The organism is Bradyrhizobium sp. CCBAU 45384 (assembly GCF_028128665.1).
GTDB lineage: Bacteria > Pseudomonadota > Alphaproteobacteria > Rhizobiales > Xanthobacteraceae > Bradyrhizobium > Bradyrhizobium manausense.
Map to the genome: position 1 here is coordinate 2,039 of NZ_LBIZ01000007.1, position 19,555 is coordinate 21,593.

10 protein-coding genes and 2 pseudogenes are annotated in these 19,555 nt (G+C 56.5%); 9 read left to right on the top strand and 3 right to left on the bottom strand.

Going from position 1 to position 19,555, the window contains the following annotated elements:
• From XH80_RS00590 to XH80_RS00605, 4 genes are all read left to right on the top strand, one after another.
• On the top strand, positions 1-398 hold a 398-nt coding region (locus tag XH80_RS00590), incomplete at its 5' end, for a hypothetical protein (protein WP_271596912.1).
• A 675-nt stretch (positions 399-1,073) separates the two neighbouring features.
• Complete coding sequence (locus tag XH80_RS00595) at positions 1,074-2,057, top strand: NAD(P)H-dependent flavin oxidoreductase (RefSeq protein ID WP_271596913.1); 984 nt, start codon at positions 1,074-1,076, stop codon at positions 2,055-2,057.
• Positions 2,058-3,378: 1,321 nt separating this feature from the next.
• A complete protein-coding gene (locus tag XH80_RS00600) occupies positions 3,379-5,889 on the top strand; it encodes a CoA transferase (protein ID WP_271596914.1) in 2,511 nt (836 codons plus the stop codon).
• Between the two features lie 550 nt (positions 5,890-6,439).
• Positions 6,440-7,936: an AMP-binding protein gene (locus XH80_RS00605; protein WP_271596915.1), complete on the top strand. Its 1,497-nt coding sequence runs from the start codon at positions 6,440-6,442 to the stop codon at positions 7,934-7,936.
• 164 nt (positions 7,937-8,100) lie between these two features.
• On the opposite strand, the gene XH80_RS43805 is transcribed toward XH80_RS00605, so the two are convergent.
• Positions 8,101-8,517: a MaoC/PaaZ C-terminal domain-containing protein gene (locus XH80_RS43805; RefSeq protein ID WP_442869090.1), complete on the bottom strand. Its 417-nt coding sequence runs from the start codon at positions 8,515-8,517 to the stop codon at positions 8,101-8,103.
• A 264-nt stretch (positions 8,518-8,781) separates the two neighbouring features.
• Positions 8,782-9,905: pseudogene (locus XH80_RS00615) on the bottom strand (IS256 family transposase).
• A gap of 755 nt (positions 9,906-10,660) precedes the next feature.
• Between XH80_RS00615 and XH80_RS00620 the strand changes: the two are divergent.
• From XH80_RS00620 to XH80_RS00640, 5 genes and pseudogenes are all read left to right on the top strand, one after another.
• Positions 10,661-11,446 carry an SDR family NAD(P)-dependent oxidoreductase gene (locus XH80_RS00620; RefSeq protein ID WP_271596917.1) on the top strand — a complete coding sequence of 262 codons (786 nt, stop codon included), beginning with the start codon at positions 10,661-10,663 and terminating at the stop codon, positions 11,444-11,446.
• A gap of 615 nt (positions 11,447-12,061) precedes the next feature.
• Complete coding sequence (locus XH80_RS00625; RefSeq protein WP_271596918.1) at positions 12,062-12,223, top strand: hypothetical protein; 162 nt, start codon at positions 12,062-12,064, stop codon at positions 12,221-12,223.
• Between the two features lie 1,065 nt (positions 12,224-13,288).
• Positions 13,289-14,917 carry a class I adenylate-forming enzyme family protein gene (locus XH80_RS00630; RefSeq protein ID WP_271596919.1) on the top strand — a complete coding sequence of 543 codons (1,629 nt, stop codon included), beginning with the start codon at positions 13,289-13,291 and terminating at the stop codon, positions 14,915-14,917.
• A gap of 1,731 nt (positions 14,918-16,648) precedes the next feature.
• On the top strand, positions 16,649-17,683 hold the full coding sequence (locus XH80_RS00635; protein WP_271596920.1) for a 3-hydroxyacyl-CoA dehydrogenase NAD-binding domain-containing protein: 1,035 nt from the start codon (positions 16,649-16,651) through the stop codon (positions 17,681-17,683).
• Positions 17,684-18,041: 358 nt separating this feature from the next.
• Positions 18,042-18,835: pseudogene (locus tag XH80_RS00640) on the top strand (IS5 family transposase).
• Here the strand turns inward: XH80_RS00640 and XH80_RS00645 are convergent.
• Complete coding sequence (locus XH80_RS00645) at positions 18,790-19,527, bottom strand: hypothetical protein (protein WP_271596921.1); 738 nt, start codon at positions 19,525-19,527, stop codon at positions 18,790-18,792. The pseudogene XH80_RS00640 and the gene XH80_RS00645 overlap by 46 nt on opposite strands.
• Positions 19,528-19,555: the final 28 nt, after the last annotated feature.

A 19,555-nucleotide genomic window follows, 5' to 3' on the forward strand; every position in this document is an offset into this window, starting at 1 on the left:
CTCAAGCAGAGCACGTCGACCCGAGATGGCGTGGCAAATGCGACGGTTCGCCTTTCACTACGCTGAACGTCGATCTTGCCGAAGCTTGTGGCGGTGCTGGCTATGCCTCCGCTTCAAATGACGCTGTCAAACCTGGAACTCCTCGGGATGCGCAGAGATCGCAGTGGGACTATTCCCAAGCGAAACCAAAGATCGCTCGAACCCCGCTATCGTTCGCCAACTCGGTGCTGCAGATGAAGCTGAGTTCACGGACGGGGCTCGATGTAGAACCGCGGCGGCTTTTGTCGAGCCAGATTGGTTCGACGGGCATGCTGAACCGGTGGGGGCTCACATTATCGAGGCTCTTAACTGTCCGAGAAGAAAATGGCCGAAGCTATGCCCATCGTTTATTGCAATGATGAGCGCAGAGGCGTGGATAGATTGCGAGGATCTCGCCACGTACAACGTCTGCAACCGTGCGCTCGAAGCGTCGATTTTTGGAGAATGACGCAGCAAGACCGACTTGAGCTTCAGCCATGCTGAAAACACGGAGACGAGACCGACGAGGCCATCTCTCGAAAGCCGATTTCCACATCGTCATTAGTACGAAATTCACAGGACGCGGTAACATCAAATCCAGACCAAGTCGAACCGCCGCGCCATCTGGTCAACCTTGCGGATCTCCGCATCCACAATCAATGAAGTAGAGATACCGGCCTAAGAAGGAAACACGGCGACGCGTCCACCGCGCTGGTAAGGCAACTAAATCTATCAAAGCGTCGCTTTGGAAGACCCGTCCCGCAGCTGCCGCCTCCGGGGATGAACATCCAGCATGTAGTCGTTCGCTGCGAGTGCAGCGCAAATCGGCCACTGTGCACAATATCAACTCAGTCTACTACCAGTTCTTGCGATTGAATTGGTGGTAAGAGCATGCGATCGATTCGTTTGCAAACGTCAGGGGCCTTCTGCCCTGTGTGACCTCCTGTGTTCACAGATCGCAGGTTCGGACCACCGAGATGCACTGAACTCACAACCGCCGTACAGCGTCCCAACGAAAGTTTCTGTAAAGTAGAACTCAAAAGGAGCCGACGTCTATGCCTGTAGTATTTGACAGTGCCCGATTGCGGAACACATTATCTTCCAGGATGACGTTGCCTCTAATCGTCGCGCCAATGTTTGGTGTATCGGGGGTGGATCTTGTCAGCACCGTCTGCCGGTCGGGAGCGATCGGGGCGTTTCCCACAGCCAACGCCAGGTCTATTGATGAACTCGATCATTGGTTGGTCAGAATTGAAAGCAATCTAGCTAATTCGGCGAAACCAGTAGCGCCGCACTGTCCAACTCTTATGATACGAGACCCGCGGTTCAAAGACGATCTTGCATGTCTCGTGCGTCACAAGGTGGAGATTGTTATCACGAGCCTCGGCCCCCCCGCTGCTGCAGTCGATGCTTTGCACGAGATCGGTTGTCTTGTGTTCGCTGACGTCGCCTCGTTGCATCACGCTGAAAGAGCCACCTCAGCTGGCGTCGATGGCTTGATTTTGCTCGCCGCTGGCGCGGGAGGTCATACCGGTTGGGCGAATCCATTTGCTTTCGTTCGCGCGGTTCGTGCCAATTTCGATGTCCCAATTGTACTCGCCGGCGGTATTGTGGACGGCGGCTCCCTTGCAGCAGCACGCGTGCTTGGTTGCGAGCTTGCTTGCATGGGTACTCGCTTCATTGCGACGTCGGAAAGCATGGCGAGCGATAACTATCGTCAGATGTTGATTAATAGCACTCTCGACGACGTCATCTTGACCAGTGCATTTTCGGGCATCCCGATGAATGTGCTGCGGAGTTCGATTGTGGCAGCCGGTCTCGATCCATCAAAGGTTGATGAATCGGTATCGGAGTGGCGCACAAAGCATAAAGTTACCGGAACGCGTTCAAGCGATGAACCGCCATGCTGGAACAGTATCCAAACCGCTGGTCACTCCGTTTCAGCTGTTCGCTCGATCATAGGTGCTGCCGAGCTGGTGGAGGAGATTTCAGAGCAGTATAAAGCTGCGTTAGCGAGCGTTGGTTCCGCTGCCGCCTAATCCGTGAGCGGAGTGGAAGTCAACAGCCGAGGGGCTCAGCCAAAAAACGAGTCCTGCGATCAGCGGATGTTCCTCATGTTGGGGAGACTTCATTCCACAACGCCTCGGTCGCAAATTGCCTAAGGCCGGGCTGCGCTCATTGTCCAGAATGATGTTTTCCGTGACCAGCACGACGCGTTGATGAAGTCGCATCTGCATTTTCCATCAGGGTAGCTGCCGCGGCAGCGGCAGCAACTAGCAGACCGTACATGAACTCACCCGAGGATAACCAAAGTGCCGTTGAAATCCGTGGCATTAAGTTATCGTTGCTTCTGCTCCGGACATGCGGCATCCGTGGGCTTCCAATTTGCCTACAAAGGCTCCCTTCCCTCGGCGCCCAGCGCATTGTCGTTGAGGCGTGACTTTCCACGCCACATGACGGTGTTCGCCGGCTGCGGATTGCTGGCCCCGGTCCAAATAGCCGACGAGCCGCACGATCTCATCAGCATGGCCTAAGAGCGCTTTCTGTGATTCCTTTTGATTTGTCGTTCATGAGGCGCTCGAGCACACCAGTCGTAGTCAATGTGAGGTGGTCGGCGCGTCTATATGGTCTTTTTGTCGACCTGTTTTGGCTTCTACATTACTTGAGCGGCTGCTTGGACTGAACGACGTGAAGGCGCACACGAGAGTTACCGCCGTTTCCTGAAACAAGCACCTGGTTCCGAAATGAGCTCTACGAAAATGATAGAGATCGGTTGCAGACCGTCTGCGAACCGCTTTTGTACGACATTCAAATTCGTCAGGCAGTGCTGGCGTGTCGCCCGGTGTCACTCACCACAGCTACAAAGCTTAGTGGAACGCGCCCGGCGAGATCTTTCCGCTTCAAACCGCAGTCTCGATTGACACTGCTGTCGCTTAGGAGCGGGTGTGCCGCCGCCGAAGCCGAGATCCGGCGGTTTCCTCACCTAGGTAGGTAGTGTCTCGGTCTTCCGTCGGCGGGTATCGTGTATTGCCGACTCGCCTTAGGTACTACCTAAGCTTGTGACGGGTAAATGTGCAGAATTGATAAAAGTCGCTTGTCCGTCGCAATTAATAGGTTCCCTAGACGATCGCGCAGGCTGCATTTGCAGTTGGGCCGTTCGCCGAAGTGCGACGGGGAGCAATTCTATGCAATGCTCGATATTGTGGCACTCCAGGGCGATCTCGAAAACCCTTAGTTTGCATATAATGGGTTTGTGCGTCGCTCTAGAGCGTCCGTGCGAATGGAAGCTAATGAGCGGCGCTGAAAGGGCTGTCTCGGCAGCTACACACGTCAGGGCGCCTCTCGTGAAGGAACGGCAGCATGGTTGAAAAAGCAAAAGAAACAAGCAGAGCCTTCGGTCATTTGCGTGTTGTCGAAATTGGCAGCTCGGCTGCGACCAGCTATTGCGCCCGTTTATTTGCCGACTTCGGTGCGGATGTTCAGAAGGTCGAGCCGCCATCAGGCGATCCACTTCGCCGCAGCGAGCCATTCACGCCCGGAGGCCACAGCGCGTGGTTCGCATTCCTGAACTTCAATAAGTCAAGCATCATTGTCGACCCTGCCAAATCGGACGCGAGTAAGCAAGTGTCGGCACTAATCAACAGCTGCGACGTTCTTATCGACGGGCGCAATATCGACTGCGCCGCTTGTCCCCCCATTGATGTTGCCGCAATTCGGAAGCAGCGCCCCCTGATGATCTACATCGAAGCAAGCTGGTTTGGAACACATGGTCCTTATGCAGGCTTTAGCGCGACTGATTCCACTATCCGTGCGCTCGCCGGCCTCATCAAGTTGGTTGGTCCAGCCGAGGGGCCCCCGGTGCATGCACCGGATTTCCAAACGGGGATTCTCGCCGGTTTGTGGGGCTTCATTGCCGCAGCTGCTTCAGCGGTTGGGCGAATGCGCGGCGGACCCGGACGCTCCTGGTCTCTCAGCGTTTTTGAATCAAGCGTCGCCCTGAGCGAGTATGAGATGGCGCAAGCGTTTCAGCACGGCGGCGTGATGCGCCGGCTAGGCGTCAACCGCTTCTCGTCGGTCTTTCCATGGGGCATTTATGAAACGAAGAGTGGGTGGCTGGGCGTTTCGGTGGCGACGCCAGCTCAATGGCGCGCATTCTGCGATATGCTCGGGCTGTCTGACTTGCGTGATGATTTAGGTCTTCTTCTCACTGAAGATCGTCTACAGCACATGAAGCAGATCGAACGGCAGTTCATCCCGAGGTTGAGGACTCGCACGGCGCTGCAGTGGCTTGCGGAAGGGCTTAACCGCAGAATCCCGTTAGTACCCGTGCCCGAAATATCCAATCTGCTCCTGGATGAGGAGAAAAAACGACGCGGCGCGCTCGTGCCCGTGCTCTTTGGGGAGGAAGAGGCCTTCTCGGTAGGATCGGCCCAGCGACTGACTAGGAGCCAGCCGCTCCGGGGAGGGAAGGTGCCGGCCACCGGTGAGCCGCAGGCTTACGCAAATAGCAGAAGGCCTCCGATCAGCATAGACCCCCTGGGCCATGGCCGAAGTGATGCGGCCCGGCAGCCATTACAAGGAATTCGAGTCATCGATTTCAGCATGGGCTGGGCGGGCCCCTTGTGTACCCGCACACTGGCCGACCTCGGCGCCGACGTCATCAAAATTGAGGCTATCCAGTATCCGGATTGGTCGCGTGGCGTTGACCGGCGGACCGCTTACGTAGACAGACAGATGTACGAGAAGGCTGGGCCATTCTGCGTCCTGAACCGCAACAAGCGGGGCATCACACTTGATCTGACACGTTCGCAAGGCGTCGCTCTTGCCAAACGGCTTTTGGCGGGCGCGGACGTCGCCGTCGACAATTATTCAGTCGATGTGCTGCCGAAGCTTGGGCTCAGTTACGAGGTGATTAGAGCACTCAACCCGAGAGTTGTGATGTTGTCTATGTCCGCTTTTGGTGCGGACAGCCTACACCGCGAGTGCCGAGGCTACGGCTCGACTTTCGAGCAGGGCTCTGGGCTGCCGAACTTGATTGGAAGCGCTAACGGGCCACCCGCCATGAGCCACATCGCATTCGGCGATGCCGTGGGCGGTCTGAATGGCTGTGCTGCAATACTAGTTGCGCTGATCCACGCCCGTCGTACCGGGCACGGTCAGTTCATTGACCTTGGGCTAATTGAATGCATGATGCCGTTCGCGGCACCATGGATAACCCTTCACTCTATCGATGGTGAGGACCCGAAAAGGTACGGTAATCGACATCCGCAGTTCGTGCCCCATGGCTGTTTCCGATGTGCGGGTGACGACAATTGGATTGTGTTGGCTGCGACGGATGAGCGCATGTGGCAGAGGCTTGCATCGCTTATTGGGCGCAGAGACTGGTCCGCGGACGAATCTTTGAAAGATACGGAAGCACGCCGTGAGATCGAGGATGTCATCGAGAGTTGCATTGAGGCCTGGACGCTCACTCGCCATCCGGACCAGGCTATGTCCGAATTGCAGGCTGCGAGGATCGCTGCCGGTGTGGCTCGACTACCGATTGACCTTCTCAACGATCCGCATCTTAGGTCACGCGCTTTTCTGCAGGACGTGGAACGTGCTTTCATAGGGCGACATCCACAGGCTTCATTGCCGATACGCGAAGGCAGGTCTCCCAGTGCGATTCATGTGCCAGCTCCCACATTGGGTGAACATAACAGAGAGATCCTCTCAAAGCTTCTCAACTTGTCCGACGCAGAGATCGCGGAATTGGCTAGGCAGGGCATCATCGGCAGTGCAATGCTCTCTGAGGAGAAGCTCGCGAAAGAAAAGAAGTCCTGCGCAGGAAAGGCAGGAGCCAAGCAGGAACTGCGTGTGATGCGCGAATAGAAGGCGCATCAAGCAGTGTCGAGCCGCGATCGATTTTTTCATGGCGATCCCGCGGTCAAGCTGGCCAGCTTGATTGTTCTTCAGTCCGGCATATGGCGGGCAGGCTGAGTTTGCATCATTGTGGCTCGGAAGTCAGGCACTGGCCCCGGCCCAGGAAAAAGGCGGCTTCGCTCACCAGCTCGTCCCTGGTCAATAGCATGAAGGTTGCGGTCGGCATGAGACCGGCCAGATCGCGGAAGGAAGATCAGTCATCTCATCTCCGAGCCGATGAGGGGACAGGCACCGAGACTACACAGGAAGATCCTTTCTCGCGTGGCTCGATTGCCATTGGCCATTTCCACAGTTCAAGTGCACGCGCGCACTTGAGATATTCTGAAGCCCGGACCACTTGGAGCAAACACCGCCAAATCGCTCCTTCGGCAATTTTTTAAGGAAAAAACTGCGCAAGTCGTGTTGCATTTGCGCATTTTCCCCGCGAATTTGAGCTCATTCTCGCAGAGTGGAGTTGCGGTTAAACAAAACGGACGGACCAAAGCGTTGGTGAGGAAATATGGCTGAAGATGTGATTTCGCTAGGCGAGAAGCTGTCCCGCTCTGCCGAAATGATGCCGAACGAGCGAGCGGTTAGCTGCCGGGAAACCGAACTTACCTGGAGCCAGCTGGACGTGAGCGCGAATCGCGTCGCACGAGCACTGCAGGCATTGGGTGTTAAGCTCGGCGATTTGGTCACCATCGGACTGCCCAACAGCGTCGAGTTTGTGCAGGCATGCTGGGGTGTTTGGAAGCTTGGCGCTACACCGCAGCCTGTCTCCTCCCGACTACCGCGCGCCGAGTTGCAAGGCATAGTCGACCTCGCCGATCCGCCGATCGTAATCGCATTGCCAGGAATGGAAACCGACAGACGTCGCTTCGACGTGTCAGAGCTGCTCAAGATCTGCGAGGATGACAGTCCGCTGATGTCGTGCACTGCCCCTGTTTGTACGGCTATGACTTCAGGAGGGTCTACGGGACGACCTAAGTTGATTCTTTCCGGAAAGCCCGGATCGACACTCGCTAAACCCGCGATCCAAAGCTTTTATCGATTGGGCCGCGGCGACACTGCGCTAATTCCTGGTCCACTTTATCATACTGGACCGTTTTCAAGCGCCAAGGAAGCCTTGGCCAGCGACGCCCAAATAGTCCTGATGCCGCGCTTCAACGCAGAGGATGTGCTAGCCGAGATTGAGCGGCGAAGAGCGACATGGGTCTATTTGGTGCCGACCATGATGAGCCGCATCTGGCGGCTGCCAGAAGAGGTGCGGACCCGCTACGACGTTTCGTCGCTGAAGACGCTTTGGCACTTTGCTGCACCTTGTCCGCCTTGGCTCAAGGAAGCGTTCATCAATTGGCTCGGGCCTGATACCATAATGGAGCTCTATGGTGGTAGCGAGAACCAAGCGGGCACAGTCATCACTGGGCGCGAATGGCTTGAGCATCGGGGATCCGTTGGTCGAGTGAGCTGGGGCGAAATCAAGATCGTAGACGATGAGGGAAGTATATTGCCGCATGGCGAGCCGGGCGAGATATACATGCGCGAGATTGAGGGGCGTTCATACGCCTATCGTGGCGCCATGGCCCGCACGCTCCCGGGCGGTTGGGAGAGCCTCGGAGACATCGGACATTTCGACGAGGATGGCTATCTCTATCTCGCCGACCGTCGCACCGACATGATTCTGGTAGGCGGCGCGAACGTCTATCCAGCCCAAGTCGAGGCCGCAATCGACGAGCATCCACTGGCGATATCGAGCGCTGTGATCGGTCTGCCGCATGAGGAGATGGGCTCCTGCGTTCACGCCATAGTCCAGGCTCATCCAAGCCTATCTGCTGAGATGCTGCTCGCGCATCTGGCCGAGCGGCTGGTTACCTACAAGCTTCCGCGCACTATCGAATTTGTTGCCGAGCCGCTTCGGGATGAGGCCGGAAAAGTGCGCCGGGCTCAGCTCCGTGACGAGCGGATTGCGCGAAAGGAAGGCGATCGACACCAAAGCGAAAAGCTATCGGGTTCTTGACTGTAGGACCGACTTTTTCGCAGATCTGAATAGGAGATCAACGTCGGACTGCTAGGGTGGTGCGGTCGAGCGTGGCACCCTTATCAACCGGTTCTCTGGTGGCGGCATTCTTCTGACAACAGCTGCTGCAAACTTTGATCACCAACGGAACGTCCGTCGTGATCCTAATGGAGGGGGCAAGTCCTCGCCGGCGTAGAAGCGGGAAGCGCTTTCGCAACCGGGCCGAGCAAGTACGAGTGCGGGTCACCGAGTTGAGAAGTACTTATAGAAAGTAGCACCGCACGGCCTTCGCCATTCTTGATCACTGTCGCACACCGATCGATTAGGCGCGCCTCGAACGAGATCACTTTGACATGTCGCCAGAGATCGACAGTGATTGCATCGCGCGCAGTACGGGAGAAGCGCGCCTCGTGGCTCACGATCCTCGTCGGATCGCAATTGCAGGACTCCCGCAGCACGGCACGGCAAGTGATAGCAAAAGTGCTGAGGCCGCGCAGGCTTGGCCGCGAAAAGCCGGCATGCTTGGGGACGTCTGGATCGGAATGAAGCGGATTGAAATCTCCATTCAGCCGATAGAGCAGCGCCTAGTCCGGCTGCGTGTCTAAGGAGACCGAAACTTCCGGGGCTGCTGTAGGTACAGGGTGAGGCTCGGGTGCGCCTCGCGGTGGGCGGCCAAAGCCGGCACCCCCGCGAGTTCTGTGCGTCAAGTTCAGCAAAATCGATCATGGGTCCGGCCAAGCCATCCCCTCGGAGCCGCCGTCGCTCGCTTGCCCAAAAGCGTAGCGCTGGCGAGCGACGGCGGCGGAGAGGGGTGGCGTGCATCCCCTTGGTGGGCCTGAGCATCGTCAGGCCGCTTGGCGTAACGCCTCCTTCTTGTGTTCCTTCAGCAAGCAGGTCCATATTCAGATAGCGATGATCCTCGAACCAAGTCTCGTGACGCTCGACGGTCAAGGCGCGCACCAGCCGCAAGCAGCTCTCGGCATTGGGGAAGATCCGCACCACATAAGTGCGCCGCCTGATCTCCTCGTTGAGCCTCTCCAGCATGTTGGTCGACTTCATGTGCTTGCGGTGTACCAGCGGCAGGCGGAAGTAGGTGAGCGTCTCCTCGATGTTCTCCTCAACCCAGCCGGTGAGTTTGGGGTATTTGCCACCCCGTTTTGCGAGCCAGGCGGCCAGATCGCGCCGGACCTCCGAGAGGTCGCGCCGGTCGTACATCCATCTGCTGCCAGAACACGCCGGTGAGCACTTCGGGGATTGCCTTCTTCAAGCCCGGATGATCGTCGGAGACGACGAACTCGACGCCATGAAGGCCACGAGCCTTCAGGTCTTCCAAAAACTTCTTCCAGCTCGACCGGCTCTCCCGGTTGGCGAGTTGGACCGCGAGCACCTGGCGCCGGCCTTCCCAGTCGACCCCGATCGCGATCAGCACCGCCTGGCTGACGATGATCCCATCCTCCCGGATCCGCCCGTAGCGGGCGTCCAGGATCAGATAAGGGAACGGCTCCTTGAGCTTGCGTTCGCAGAACGCCTTCAGCGACGCATCCAGCCGCTTGCTGATCGCGCTGATCGCCGAGGCCGAAAAGGCATGGCCCACCAGTTCCTCGGTGACCTGCTTGACCTTCCGCGTCGAGACGCCTTGCACGTACATCTCGGCCAAGGCCGCCACCAACGCCTTCTCCGAGCGTTGGTAGCGCTCGAACAACTCGGTCGAGAACCGCCCCTGCCGGTCCTGCGGCACCTTCAGCTCGATCTTGCCGACCCGGGTGATCAACGAGCGGGAATAGTAGCCGGAGCGATAGCCAAGCCGCCCCTCGCTGCGCTCTCCTTTCTCCGCACCCAGCGTTTCCGTCATCTCGGCTTCGAGAATTTCCTGCACCGCACCCTGGATCAGCGGCTTCAAGAACTCCTTGTCCGACCTCAACAACTCTTTGACTGCAGAGACATGTGTCCTAATCTTCGTCACGGTCATGGCGGGTCCAAGCTCCTCTACGAGCGGTGATCTTCGCAATCACCGGACTTACCATGACCGCTTCAACCTCTCAGCTTTTGCAGAACCTCCCGCACACTACCCCCCGCGCGCGAAAGTGGAGGCGGGGAGAGTGGCAGTTTCTTTCTTGCCATTGTCGTCTGTCCACACCATCGCCGTCGGCGACGACCGCGTCCTTGCTTGTACATACGAAGGCGTCCGCCGCGGAGCTACTGGACCTAAACCTGTCAGAGAACGGCAGCGCCTTGTTACCTGAGGCGCATACACACAATGATGCTAGTTCGGTGAACGGAGGGGCGAATAGCATTGAAGTCAGGTCTTGTCACAGCAGCTGTGTCGGACTCATTACCGCGATGTCTGAAAAGCTTCTTTTGTTGTCTTTGCAATAGGTGCGATTTGCATTTTTCAATCAGCGACTAGGAGGCCGCGCTGCATGGCACGCCGATTGCTTAAAGGATCGTAGATCTAATGGCGCTTGCCAACGCTGTCGCAAATCGTTCCGGCGAGCCTGTTCCATTGCTCAGAGAAAAGGAGCTGCCTCTATCAACTTTTGGGTGTTTAACAATCAAAGTTCGATAGACAGCCGGCAGGGAAGAACTTAACCGAGCGCGGTAGCCGGTCACTATATGCAAGGTCACGTCGGGTCGAAAAAAACATGGTGGGAAGCTATGCCGGTTTTGATCTCGCGCGTTCCGTCGTACGCTAATGGACGCTCACGTGCTCAAGAGGACAGAACGATGCTGAGAAATGGAATATGCGCGATAGTGACCGGGTCAGCATCCGGGCTTGGAGCGGCCACCGCTCTATTGTTGGCTCATGGCGGAGCGCACATCGTGGTGAACTATTCCAAGAGCCAAAAAGAAGCTGAGGCCACTGCCGAGGCCTGCCGCATCGCGGGCGCTGCTGAGGTAGTGGTAGTGCAAGGTGATGTCTCACTCGAACGAGATTGCAGGAAGATTGTTGCGGCCGCCGCGCCGTGGGGTCGGCTTGACGTGCTCATCAATAATGCCGGCGTTACAAAGCACGTGCCCCAGCGCGATCTTGATGGACTTTTGGCAGAGGAGTTTCAGCGCATCTATGCCGTCAATGCTATCGGACCGTACCAAATGGTTCGTGCGGCGCGCTCGCTGCTCCAAGCCGGCGCCAACCTGAGTGGGCATACAGCAGCCGTGGTGAATGTATCTTCGATCGCAGGCATTAACGGCGATGGCTCCTCGATCGCTTACTCAGCTAGCAAGGGCGCGCTGAATGCAATGACGCAACCGCTAGCACGCGCGCTCGCGCCTTTCATTCGCGTCAATACCGTTTGTCCCGGGTACATCGACACGCAATGGTTTGCCAAAGATCGCGGAGAGGCTGGCGCTCGGCAGGTGCGCGATGCTGTGTTAGCGCGTGCACCGCTTAAGAAAGCTTCGACAGCTGAGGACGTTGCGCAGCTAATATTGTTCCTGGCAAGCGCTGCTTCGAGCAACATTACGGGTGAATGCGTGCGCACAGATGCCGGCTTACATCTGATTTTGTGAAAGTGCAAATTCGTTATGTTCGCTCGGGAGTAGTGCGAGAGTTGCCCTAGTTGGCCGGTCCGCCGGACTGAGTTTCTACGGCCATCGCGGCTTAAGGAATGTGGCGGTTAGGGCTAATGAATGCTACCTCGACTAGCCCACGCAAAAGGTTCGCGATGCGCTAGCAATCGTCGAACATGATACGGAAGTCCGAAGATCGTTGTTTTAGGGGCGCTGGCGAGTGCTCATATTGTGCTAGCTTTGACCTGAATAACGAACATGCCGCAGTCAAGGCAGCGGTAACGAGCAAAGCGCCGTCGGTCATTGGAAGAAGATCGTCGATGATTCATTGGTTCCGCTGTCCTCCTTTCAGGGGCTCTCTTGCCTCGGAGGAGCGACGGAGTTTGTCTCGATGTGTGATCTTCGACGTCTGAAGATGCCTGCTTCGGTCCGCTTTTGGCAGCCTGTTACGATGAGGTCAATTCTTTGAGTAATTGGTCAACGTTACCGCGAACCGATTGTTAGACTGGAGGTATGTTTTGTTGCATTGCGGCGGTGACGATCGGTCTAACACTCAGTTAGTGTCGCGTGAAGTCGCGCGGGATCATCCGGCAGCCTCGCATCAGAGTGGGCCGAATGGGCAAGTGCAAGGCAACGATTGCTGCTGCGTTGACCGAACGGATGGGCGGCGGGAAGTTCGCAGCTGATCACTCCTTTATTAGCGAGCTTCTTTCCAACGATTTCAGCGTCACCCGACGCGGCGCCGATAGTTTTCTTGTCAATGCTACTCGACTTTAACTTCTTCTGTCCGCTCCTAACGATTTCGAACACTTATTCGAAGCGCGCGAAGACCTATTTCACCCACTAGTTTGTTGCCGCAGCCCTCTCGTTCAACTGGATCCATCCCTTGAGCTGACGTTTAGAACCAACGCTCGGTTTGCCGTCGATGAGCAAAGTCAGGCGATGTCGCTCACTTTTTTCACGAATGGTGTACCTCTGTGCGACCCGGATGCACTTTCATTCGGCCGTACCTTGGCGCGAGAAAAGCCCTGATGAGTAGCGCGGGGGAGTACTTGGAAAGGCAACGTAACCGCACGATCGGCCGCCTTCATACCGGCATTCCCAAAAACACGCTCCTTACAACGCAAAGCTGCCAAAGTAACAGTTCCAACAGGCAGATGAGCGTTTCCAATAAGCAAATTGTGGTGGCTCACTCATGGGTAGCATCGGCAGCCCCCGATGTTGCCAATCAGCAAGAGTCTCGATACGATGTTGAGCTGCTAAGACAATCATAGGTGGAGATCCTTGCTTTGCGTGTGTCGCTGGGTACACGCGTGTGCGGCCCTGTTAGGCTTCAGCTCGAGTATGTAGACCTGGCTGGCTTAAAAGTTCCGCTGGCTGTCGACAGGAGGTGCACTGTGGCGCAGCGGCACAGCGATGGCGAGCATATCGGGTTTGCTCAGCTTGGTGATCGGGCTGTTACTCTGAAGAGCATTGGTTAAGAGGGTAGACCAGCAGAAAGCTCGATTGCTCATTTCCCAGAATACCACGCGGTTGTCTCTGCAATACCTAATTCACCAGAGTACCAGAGCTGGTAGTTGTCCCGCTGCTCCTTGCTAAGGTATCTGCTTTTCATGATGTCAGTTGCGAATTCGGCAAGAGAGGTAATCAGGGCAAGCGTGATGATCTGATGGACGGCTTCCTCAAAGAAGCAGCAATCGAGACTCACGCGTACATAGGCTCAGTTGACTGCGTCGCTTGCGGCCACAAGCTTGCGAATTGTAGATGAAAAGTGCGGCTGATGACGGGCTTTCGAGCTTTCGAACTCTAAGGTAGATGATGAGTCCTACAAAGTTGAGCCGAATGAAGCTGCAAGAGCGCGTCGCAAACGCAATGCGCAGAAGTGAGATGCTGGAGTCTGCATACGACACGATCACCGTCGGTCAACTTGTTTCAAGTAGAGCGATATCGCACGCCTTAATAAGGGCAATTGACGTTTTCGACCGCGGCCAGCGCGCTACCTACGCCGAGATGGATCAATGGTCAAACAAATACGCGCATGCCTTACGCAGATTCGGCGTACGCAAAGGCGAGCGCATTGCAGTTATGCTGCCCAATCGGATTGAATTCCCACTCCTGTGGTTCGCGCTTGCGAAGCTCGGTGCGGTGATAATCCCGATTAACATGCGCTATACTCCGCGAGAGATAGAATATGTTCTCTCCGATTCAGAAGCAAGGTTCGTCGTGGTCGATGAATCCGTATCAGGACTGTTAACTGAGTTAAAGGTGCATCCGAAAGACTGTACAGTCCAGGAAGCGATCGTTGTTGGGCAGGCTTCGCACAGAACAGAAAATACCCTCGATAAGTTGCTTAGAGGTGCGGCCGACACGTTCGTTGGCGAGGATGTTCGTCCCGATGACCTTCTGAGCATTCAATACACATCGGGGACAACAGGTTTTCCAAAGGGCTGCATGTTGACTCACGACTATTGGGGAATCTTCTCATATCAAGCTGCGAGTTGGGATGAGCAGCCATACACGAGATTTCTCTCTGCGCAGCCATTCTTCTATGTCGATGGACCATGGCATCTTTTGCAGTCGTATCGCCGCGGTGGCACCCACTACTTGGCTCCGCAACTCAGTTCGACTCAATTCATGCACTGGCTCAAGAAGCACCGCATCGAGTGGTGCCAGTGTCCCGAGCTGATAGCGCGCCAAGCCGAGGCCAGGAATGAAGACTCCGCGACGTGTTTGAAGCAGGTCCTGAACTGGGGGTGGGGCCCCGATACGGTACGTCAATTCCGAAAGCGGTTCCAGGTGCGCACTCAGGAAGCTTACGGGATGACGGAGATAGGTTTCGGCACCCGAATGGCGAATGACTTTGAAGAGCTGGCCGACTCCGGCTCGGTTGGCGTTCCTGCACTTTTTCGGAGGCTCAGGCTCGTGAGAGAGGATGGCACGCGCGCTGCGCCGGGCGAGGTCGGCGAGTTGTGGGTGAGAGGGCGGGGCATCTTCAAGGGATACTGGAGAAAGCCCGACGCAAATGCCGCCTCGTTTGAAGGGGATTGGTTCAGAACGGGCGATCTAATGCGTCGCGACGAGCTCGGGTTTCATTGGCTTGTGGGGCGCACTAAGGATATGATCCGCCGATCGAGCGAGAACATCGCTGCGCGAGAGGTGGAAGCGGTGATCCGAGAGATACCTGAGGTGTCAGACGTGGCTGCTGTGCCGGTTCGCGATGTAAAGCGCGGAGAGGAGGTGAAGATTTACGTCGAGCTAAGGGAACGCGTTTCGCCAGATGATGTCACGGTGCAGCGCATTCTAAAGCATGCTCGCTCGCACCTCGCCGTGTTTAAGGTGCCACGGTACATTGCGTTCATTTCGACACTTCCAAGAAATACGTCCAGTAACAAGGTCCTGAAACGGGAGCTGACGGCTGTCAGTGACCCGTTGGCGGGCGCCTATGACGCTGAGGAGAAGCGTTGGCGCTAGGAAACTCCTCGTCCCAATGAGCAGGCGTAACTTGGAACGCACATGCCTCGCCGGGGACCCACTCATGAAAGCGGGTCGAGGCTCCCGGCCCGTACGCTCTCAAGGCTAACTGCGAGTCGCCTCGTCGAAAGCAAATCGGATGAGTGGTAACGCAATGTGCCATGGGAAGACAATCCTCCTATAGCTCAAACGGCGGGTCGAAGTGTGAAAATAGCAAGAGCGTTGCGGCGACGGTCAATGAAGCCGCAGTCCCGAACATACCCTCGGTGCAGGCTAAAAGAGGCGCGTTATTCTACGTCCGTGCGGGCTTGCTAGTTAAGGCCGCCGCCATTTTGGGGTCCCATCGCGTCCAATCTGTTGTTCACTGCGTCTCATGGATGCCGATCGCGACGCTGTTCCGGATGACATTGCCGCCACAGTTGACCACAACGACATCAGTGCGCTCGAGCCCTTGTGTCATAAACCAGTAGTCGCCTATGTGTGAGATGGTGCTTATTGGACCGGAGGCCATTTGCCGATTGAGGAATTGTGTAGACTACAGAGAAGTTATGGGCTCTTTCTGTACATCGACGACTTTCACGGATTGTCAATTTGCGGAAGCCGAGGCCAAGGATACGCGCGATCTCGGCTTCCGCAAGTGCTTGGGGATCGTACAATCATAACAGGATCGCTGACCAATGGATTTGGCGCATCCGGCGGTCAGCGGATCACGAGGCGCTCTTTCGATTGCATTCCATACCCGCTGCGTATTCGGCTTCGCACAGCATGGTGGCGCGGGGCGCTTGGGGCGCGCAAGATTCATCTTTTTGCGGAACTGAGACAACGACAGGCTCAACTGGCACGACGTATCGAACTATTTGATAGTCGGGTTACAACACCCGTCTAAGGAAATTCACACTACCAATCAGGATAATTACTGTTGGATCGGAGGCCAGCGCGTTTGCAATAGCAAGAGGATCTCTCGACAGCGGTTTCCGTATCTGGTCACATCCTTTTCGGCCGTCGCGCACAAGGGAGTGGCTAGGGTGTGCATTACAGCGGACCATTTCTGAGATAATTTGATGGGCCTTTAGAAGAGTTATCGTCAGGTTAGTTGAGGTTGAGCGGGTAAGCGCCCTCGGTTGAGATGCGGATCTCCAATGTCAGTCCGCAAAACCGAGAGTGGGTCCGCGCTTCACGGCCTCAGGACGGCACATTGCTACATCTCGAGATGCCACCATGGGTCAACCTCACATGTTCGAGCGAAGCGATTAATGCCATAGCGGTGTCAACTTCAGCTTCAAAACGTTGGAACTGTGACAGCTGATGAGCTTAGTCCGACCTAACCAGCTTCTTGTATCGCGCTTGCCTCACCAGAAAGCGGCACAAACAGTATGGCACGCCGCTTGCTAGGTCTGTCTGGTGGCCGCAACCTTCAACAGCGGCGTTTCTCGAGGGAAGAGTCGGTAATACGCTCGAAATCGCGCCGTCGAGGGTCTTACGTCACTTTGCCCCGGACACGTGCGTACTTTGGATTCGGTCTACTCCTTGAGCTGCCTGGCACGTTGAGAAGGAGAAGCAGAGATGATTTCTCAGGTGTTCATCACACGACCAACGCGTAGCTGGCCCAGAGGGCGGTACAGACTCTCGGTACCATCGGGGTGCGAAGGAAGCCCGGACGCGCTGCACGCAAAGCTGGCGCTCAAGGTTTCCGCTTAAATTCAAAAGGCAATATTAGAGAGCTCAAATCCCATGCCTGAGAGTTCAAAGTCGAGTTCAGACAGTCCACCGCGTACGGTTGGGTTGCTGGGTGCAGGTCTCATCGGAGGTGGCTGGGCAGCAAGGTTTGTACTGAACGGAGTAGATGTGCGCCTGTATGGCCCATCGGCCGGTGCTATTGAGCGCGTACAGAAGATATTGGTTAAGGCCCGACGAGCATATCGGCGTCTTACGGAGGCGCCGCTGCCCAAGGAGGGAGCCCTGGTGGTGGTTGAGTCGCCGTCAGAAGCCGTGCGTGACGTGGAGCTTGTCCAAGAATCGGCGCCGGAGCGCTTGGAGGTCAAGCGGCAACTGCTCGCGGAGGCTAGCCGCGCAGCTGCCGCAGAAACCCTGATTTGCTCGTCGACTTCCGGGCTTAGACCATCATTGTTGCAGGAGGAAATGGAGCACCCCGAGCGCCTGCTTGTTGCGCATCCATTTAACCCTGTCTATCTGATGCCGCTGGTCGAATTGTGCGGAGGGCAGTGCACCACGCCCGAAACATTGGCTCGAGCTGCCGCGATCTACCGGACCGTTGGAATGCACCCACTCGTGGTTCGCAAAGAGATGGAGGGGTTCATCGCCAACCGTTTGCAGGAGGCGATGTGGCGCGAGGCACTTTGGTTAGTCCACGACGGTGTGGCCACTGTGGACGAGGTTGATGACGCTGTCCGCTACTCCTTCGGCCTACGTCGGGCCGTTCTCGGACCCTTCCGCATCGGCGGCGGCGCGGCCGGAATGCGTCGTTATATGGAGCAATGGGGGCCCATGCTAAAATGCCCCTGGACGAGGCTGACAGACGTACCGGAGCTCACTGATGCATTTCTTGATAGGCTTGCCGAGCAATCAGAATCGCAGGCGAGAATTGAGAAGCTGAATTTCGCCGAGCTCGAAGAGAAGCGGGACGACTGCCTTGTATCAGTGTTGCAGGCCTTGCGGGCTCAACGCTACGGCGCTGGCGAGACGCTCGCGCGATGGGAGCAGCGATTGCGGGATCGCGCTCCTTCTGCGCCTTTCTCGCGGCTTTAGTCCGTGGAATGCACCAAGTCGCGAGTTGCTGAGCCACTTGCTCGGGCTCGACCACGGGAGTTAATCGTCCGAAGTAAGCCGCATTTCGTACCCCGCGCGTCTGAGGCTCGTAAAAAATGCGTTTCCAGCACCTCGCAACTTAGACGAAGCGAATAAATCTGAAAAGTGGCTTGAGCGATTTTGTTCGACGCCGTCCGAGCATCAATGTCGCTGAAGGGTCATTTTCGACGGTTTCAGCGGAGATTGTCGGCTAGCTGATGTCCGCTTCTACTCCGTAAGCGTCCGACCGGGACCTGCTTGGAAGCGTTGCATCTGGCCAGACCCTGTGATTCAAGTTTCTAAACTGGGGGCTCGAATCATGCGCTACGGACTCGCCGATTATGAATGGATTGCCATCAAGCCCATGCTGCCGGACAAGCTGCGTAGCGTTCCTCGGGTTAACCACCGTCGTGTCCTCAATGGGATCTTCTGAGTCTTGCTCTCTGGAGCGCCTTGGCGTGATCTGCCTGAGATGTTTGGTCCATACACCACGTGCTACAACCGCTTTGTCCGTTGGCGGCGGGATGGTGTCTGGGGCCGCATCATGGACGCACTTGCTGCGGCCCACATGCCGCTGTTCAAATGATCGACACTCGATTGTTCGAGTGCATCAACATGGAGCCTGCATCACTAGGAATCGGCGCCAACCGATGGGAAGGTCACGCGGCGGCTTGACGAGTAAAATCCATGCGGTGGTCGATAGCAATGGTTTGCCGGTACGGTTGGCCTTGAGCCCCCGGCGAGGCCCACGACGTTCGACTTGCCGGAAAACTGCTCCCTTGCCTGAAGCCCGGCTCAATGCTGCTTGCCGACCGTGGCTATGACGTCGACTGGATCAGGGAGCTTGCAGTGAAGAAGGGCGGCGCGTAAGTCAACATGCCGCCGAAAAGCAACTGCAGCGATCCAATCGGACTCGGCCCGTACCTTTATCGCGTTCGCAAACAGGTCAAACGGTTCTTCAACACGATCAAACAATGTCGTCGTGTGGCGACGCGCTGCGACAAGCTTGCGGGAAACTACCTTGCCTTCGTCCAACTCGCATCTATCCGGCTATGGCTGGCCGCGCGCTATGGGCCCAGGCCCACTACTTTCGAGGCCCGTGCTCCATCATGAGCAACAGAGTCCATCATCATGCGGCAGAGTCCGGCAATGTCGTAGATAGGCAGATTCGTCATGCGGCGGATCGACAGCGAGACAGGTGGGAAAGCCGTGCACTCGAACAAGATCGAAGCTATCTCCGGATTGGCAGCAAGGAGACGAGAGACGCAAGTGGCTACATCCGCCTCAATGTCGGTGGTTTCGGTAAATGCTGGCGGTCGCTTCATTTCGTTCCGGTACAATTTACCCCCCTCTATGCCACCAATCACCAATCTGGACCGTTGAACCGGATCGATAACGTTATGCATTCGTTCGCTGGAATTGCTCGCGTCAGCGGAAACGACAGCAATCTTGGAAGTCGGCGGCAGTTGGCGGAGCAATGCTGGTAGCAAAAGCAAGCTGGATGTCGCGACTGGCACGTTCACCGACGCGGCCACAGCTTCCTGGTGATGGATAAAGGAGGCGCAATTCGAACTTATCGCAGCAGCTCCTCTCTGCACCAAACGCTTGGCTGCTGCGATAGTGGCAGGTCCAATGGCTGGATCGCCGCTCATTGCCACATCTGCCCAAGCTCCCTCGACAGTTTCCGAGATGATTGGGAACTCAAACGTCGACGGGTGGAGGATCGAGCCAAGCCTAGGAGGCGAGGGAGCCGGTCCTCTTTCGAGGTTCAGAATTCCAAGAGGACGTGAATCCTTCTTTCTCATTAGAAAATCTCCCGAGTGATAGCTGGGT

What these genes read in the sequence shown, in the direction of transcription:
- XH80_RS00595 (WP_271596913.1), top strand. Translation starts at nt 1,074, where the DNA reads ATGCCTGTAGTATTTGACAGTGCCCGATTGCGGAACACATTATCTTCC.
- XH80_RS00600 (WP_271596914.1), top strand. Translation starts at nt 3,379, where the DNA reads ATGGTTGAAAAAGCAAAAGAAACAAGCAGAGCCTTCGGTCATTTGCGT.
- XH80_RS00605 (WP_271596915.1), top strand. Translation starts at nt 6,440, where the DNA reads ATGGCTGAAGATGTGATTTCGCTAGGCGAGAAGCTGTCCCGCTCTGCC.
- XH80_RS00620 (WP_271596917.1), top strand. Translation starts at nt 10,661, where the DNA reads ATGCTGAGAAATGGAATATGCGCGATAGTGACCGGGTCAGCATCCGGG.
- XH80_RS00625 (WP_271596918.1), top strand. Translation starts at nt 12,062, where the DNA reads ATGGGCAAGTGCAAGGCAACGATTGCTGCTGCGTTGACCGAACGGATG.
- XH80_RS00630 (WP_271596919.1), top strand. Translation starts at nt 13,289, where the DNA reads ATGAAGCTGCAAGAGCGCGTCGCAAACGCAATGCGCAGAAGTGAGATG.
- XH80_RS00635 (WP_271596920.1), top strand. Translation starts at nt 16,649, where the DNA reads ATGCCTGAGAGTTCAAAGTCGAGTTCAGACAGTCCACCGCGTACGGTT.
- XH80_RS00645 (WP_271596921.1), bottom strand. Translation starts at nt 19,527, where the DNA reads ATGAGAAAGAAGGATTCACGTCCTCTTGGAATTCTGAACCTCGAAAGA.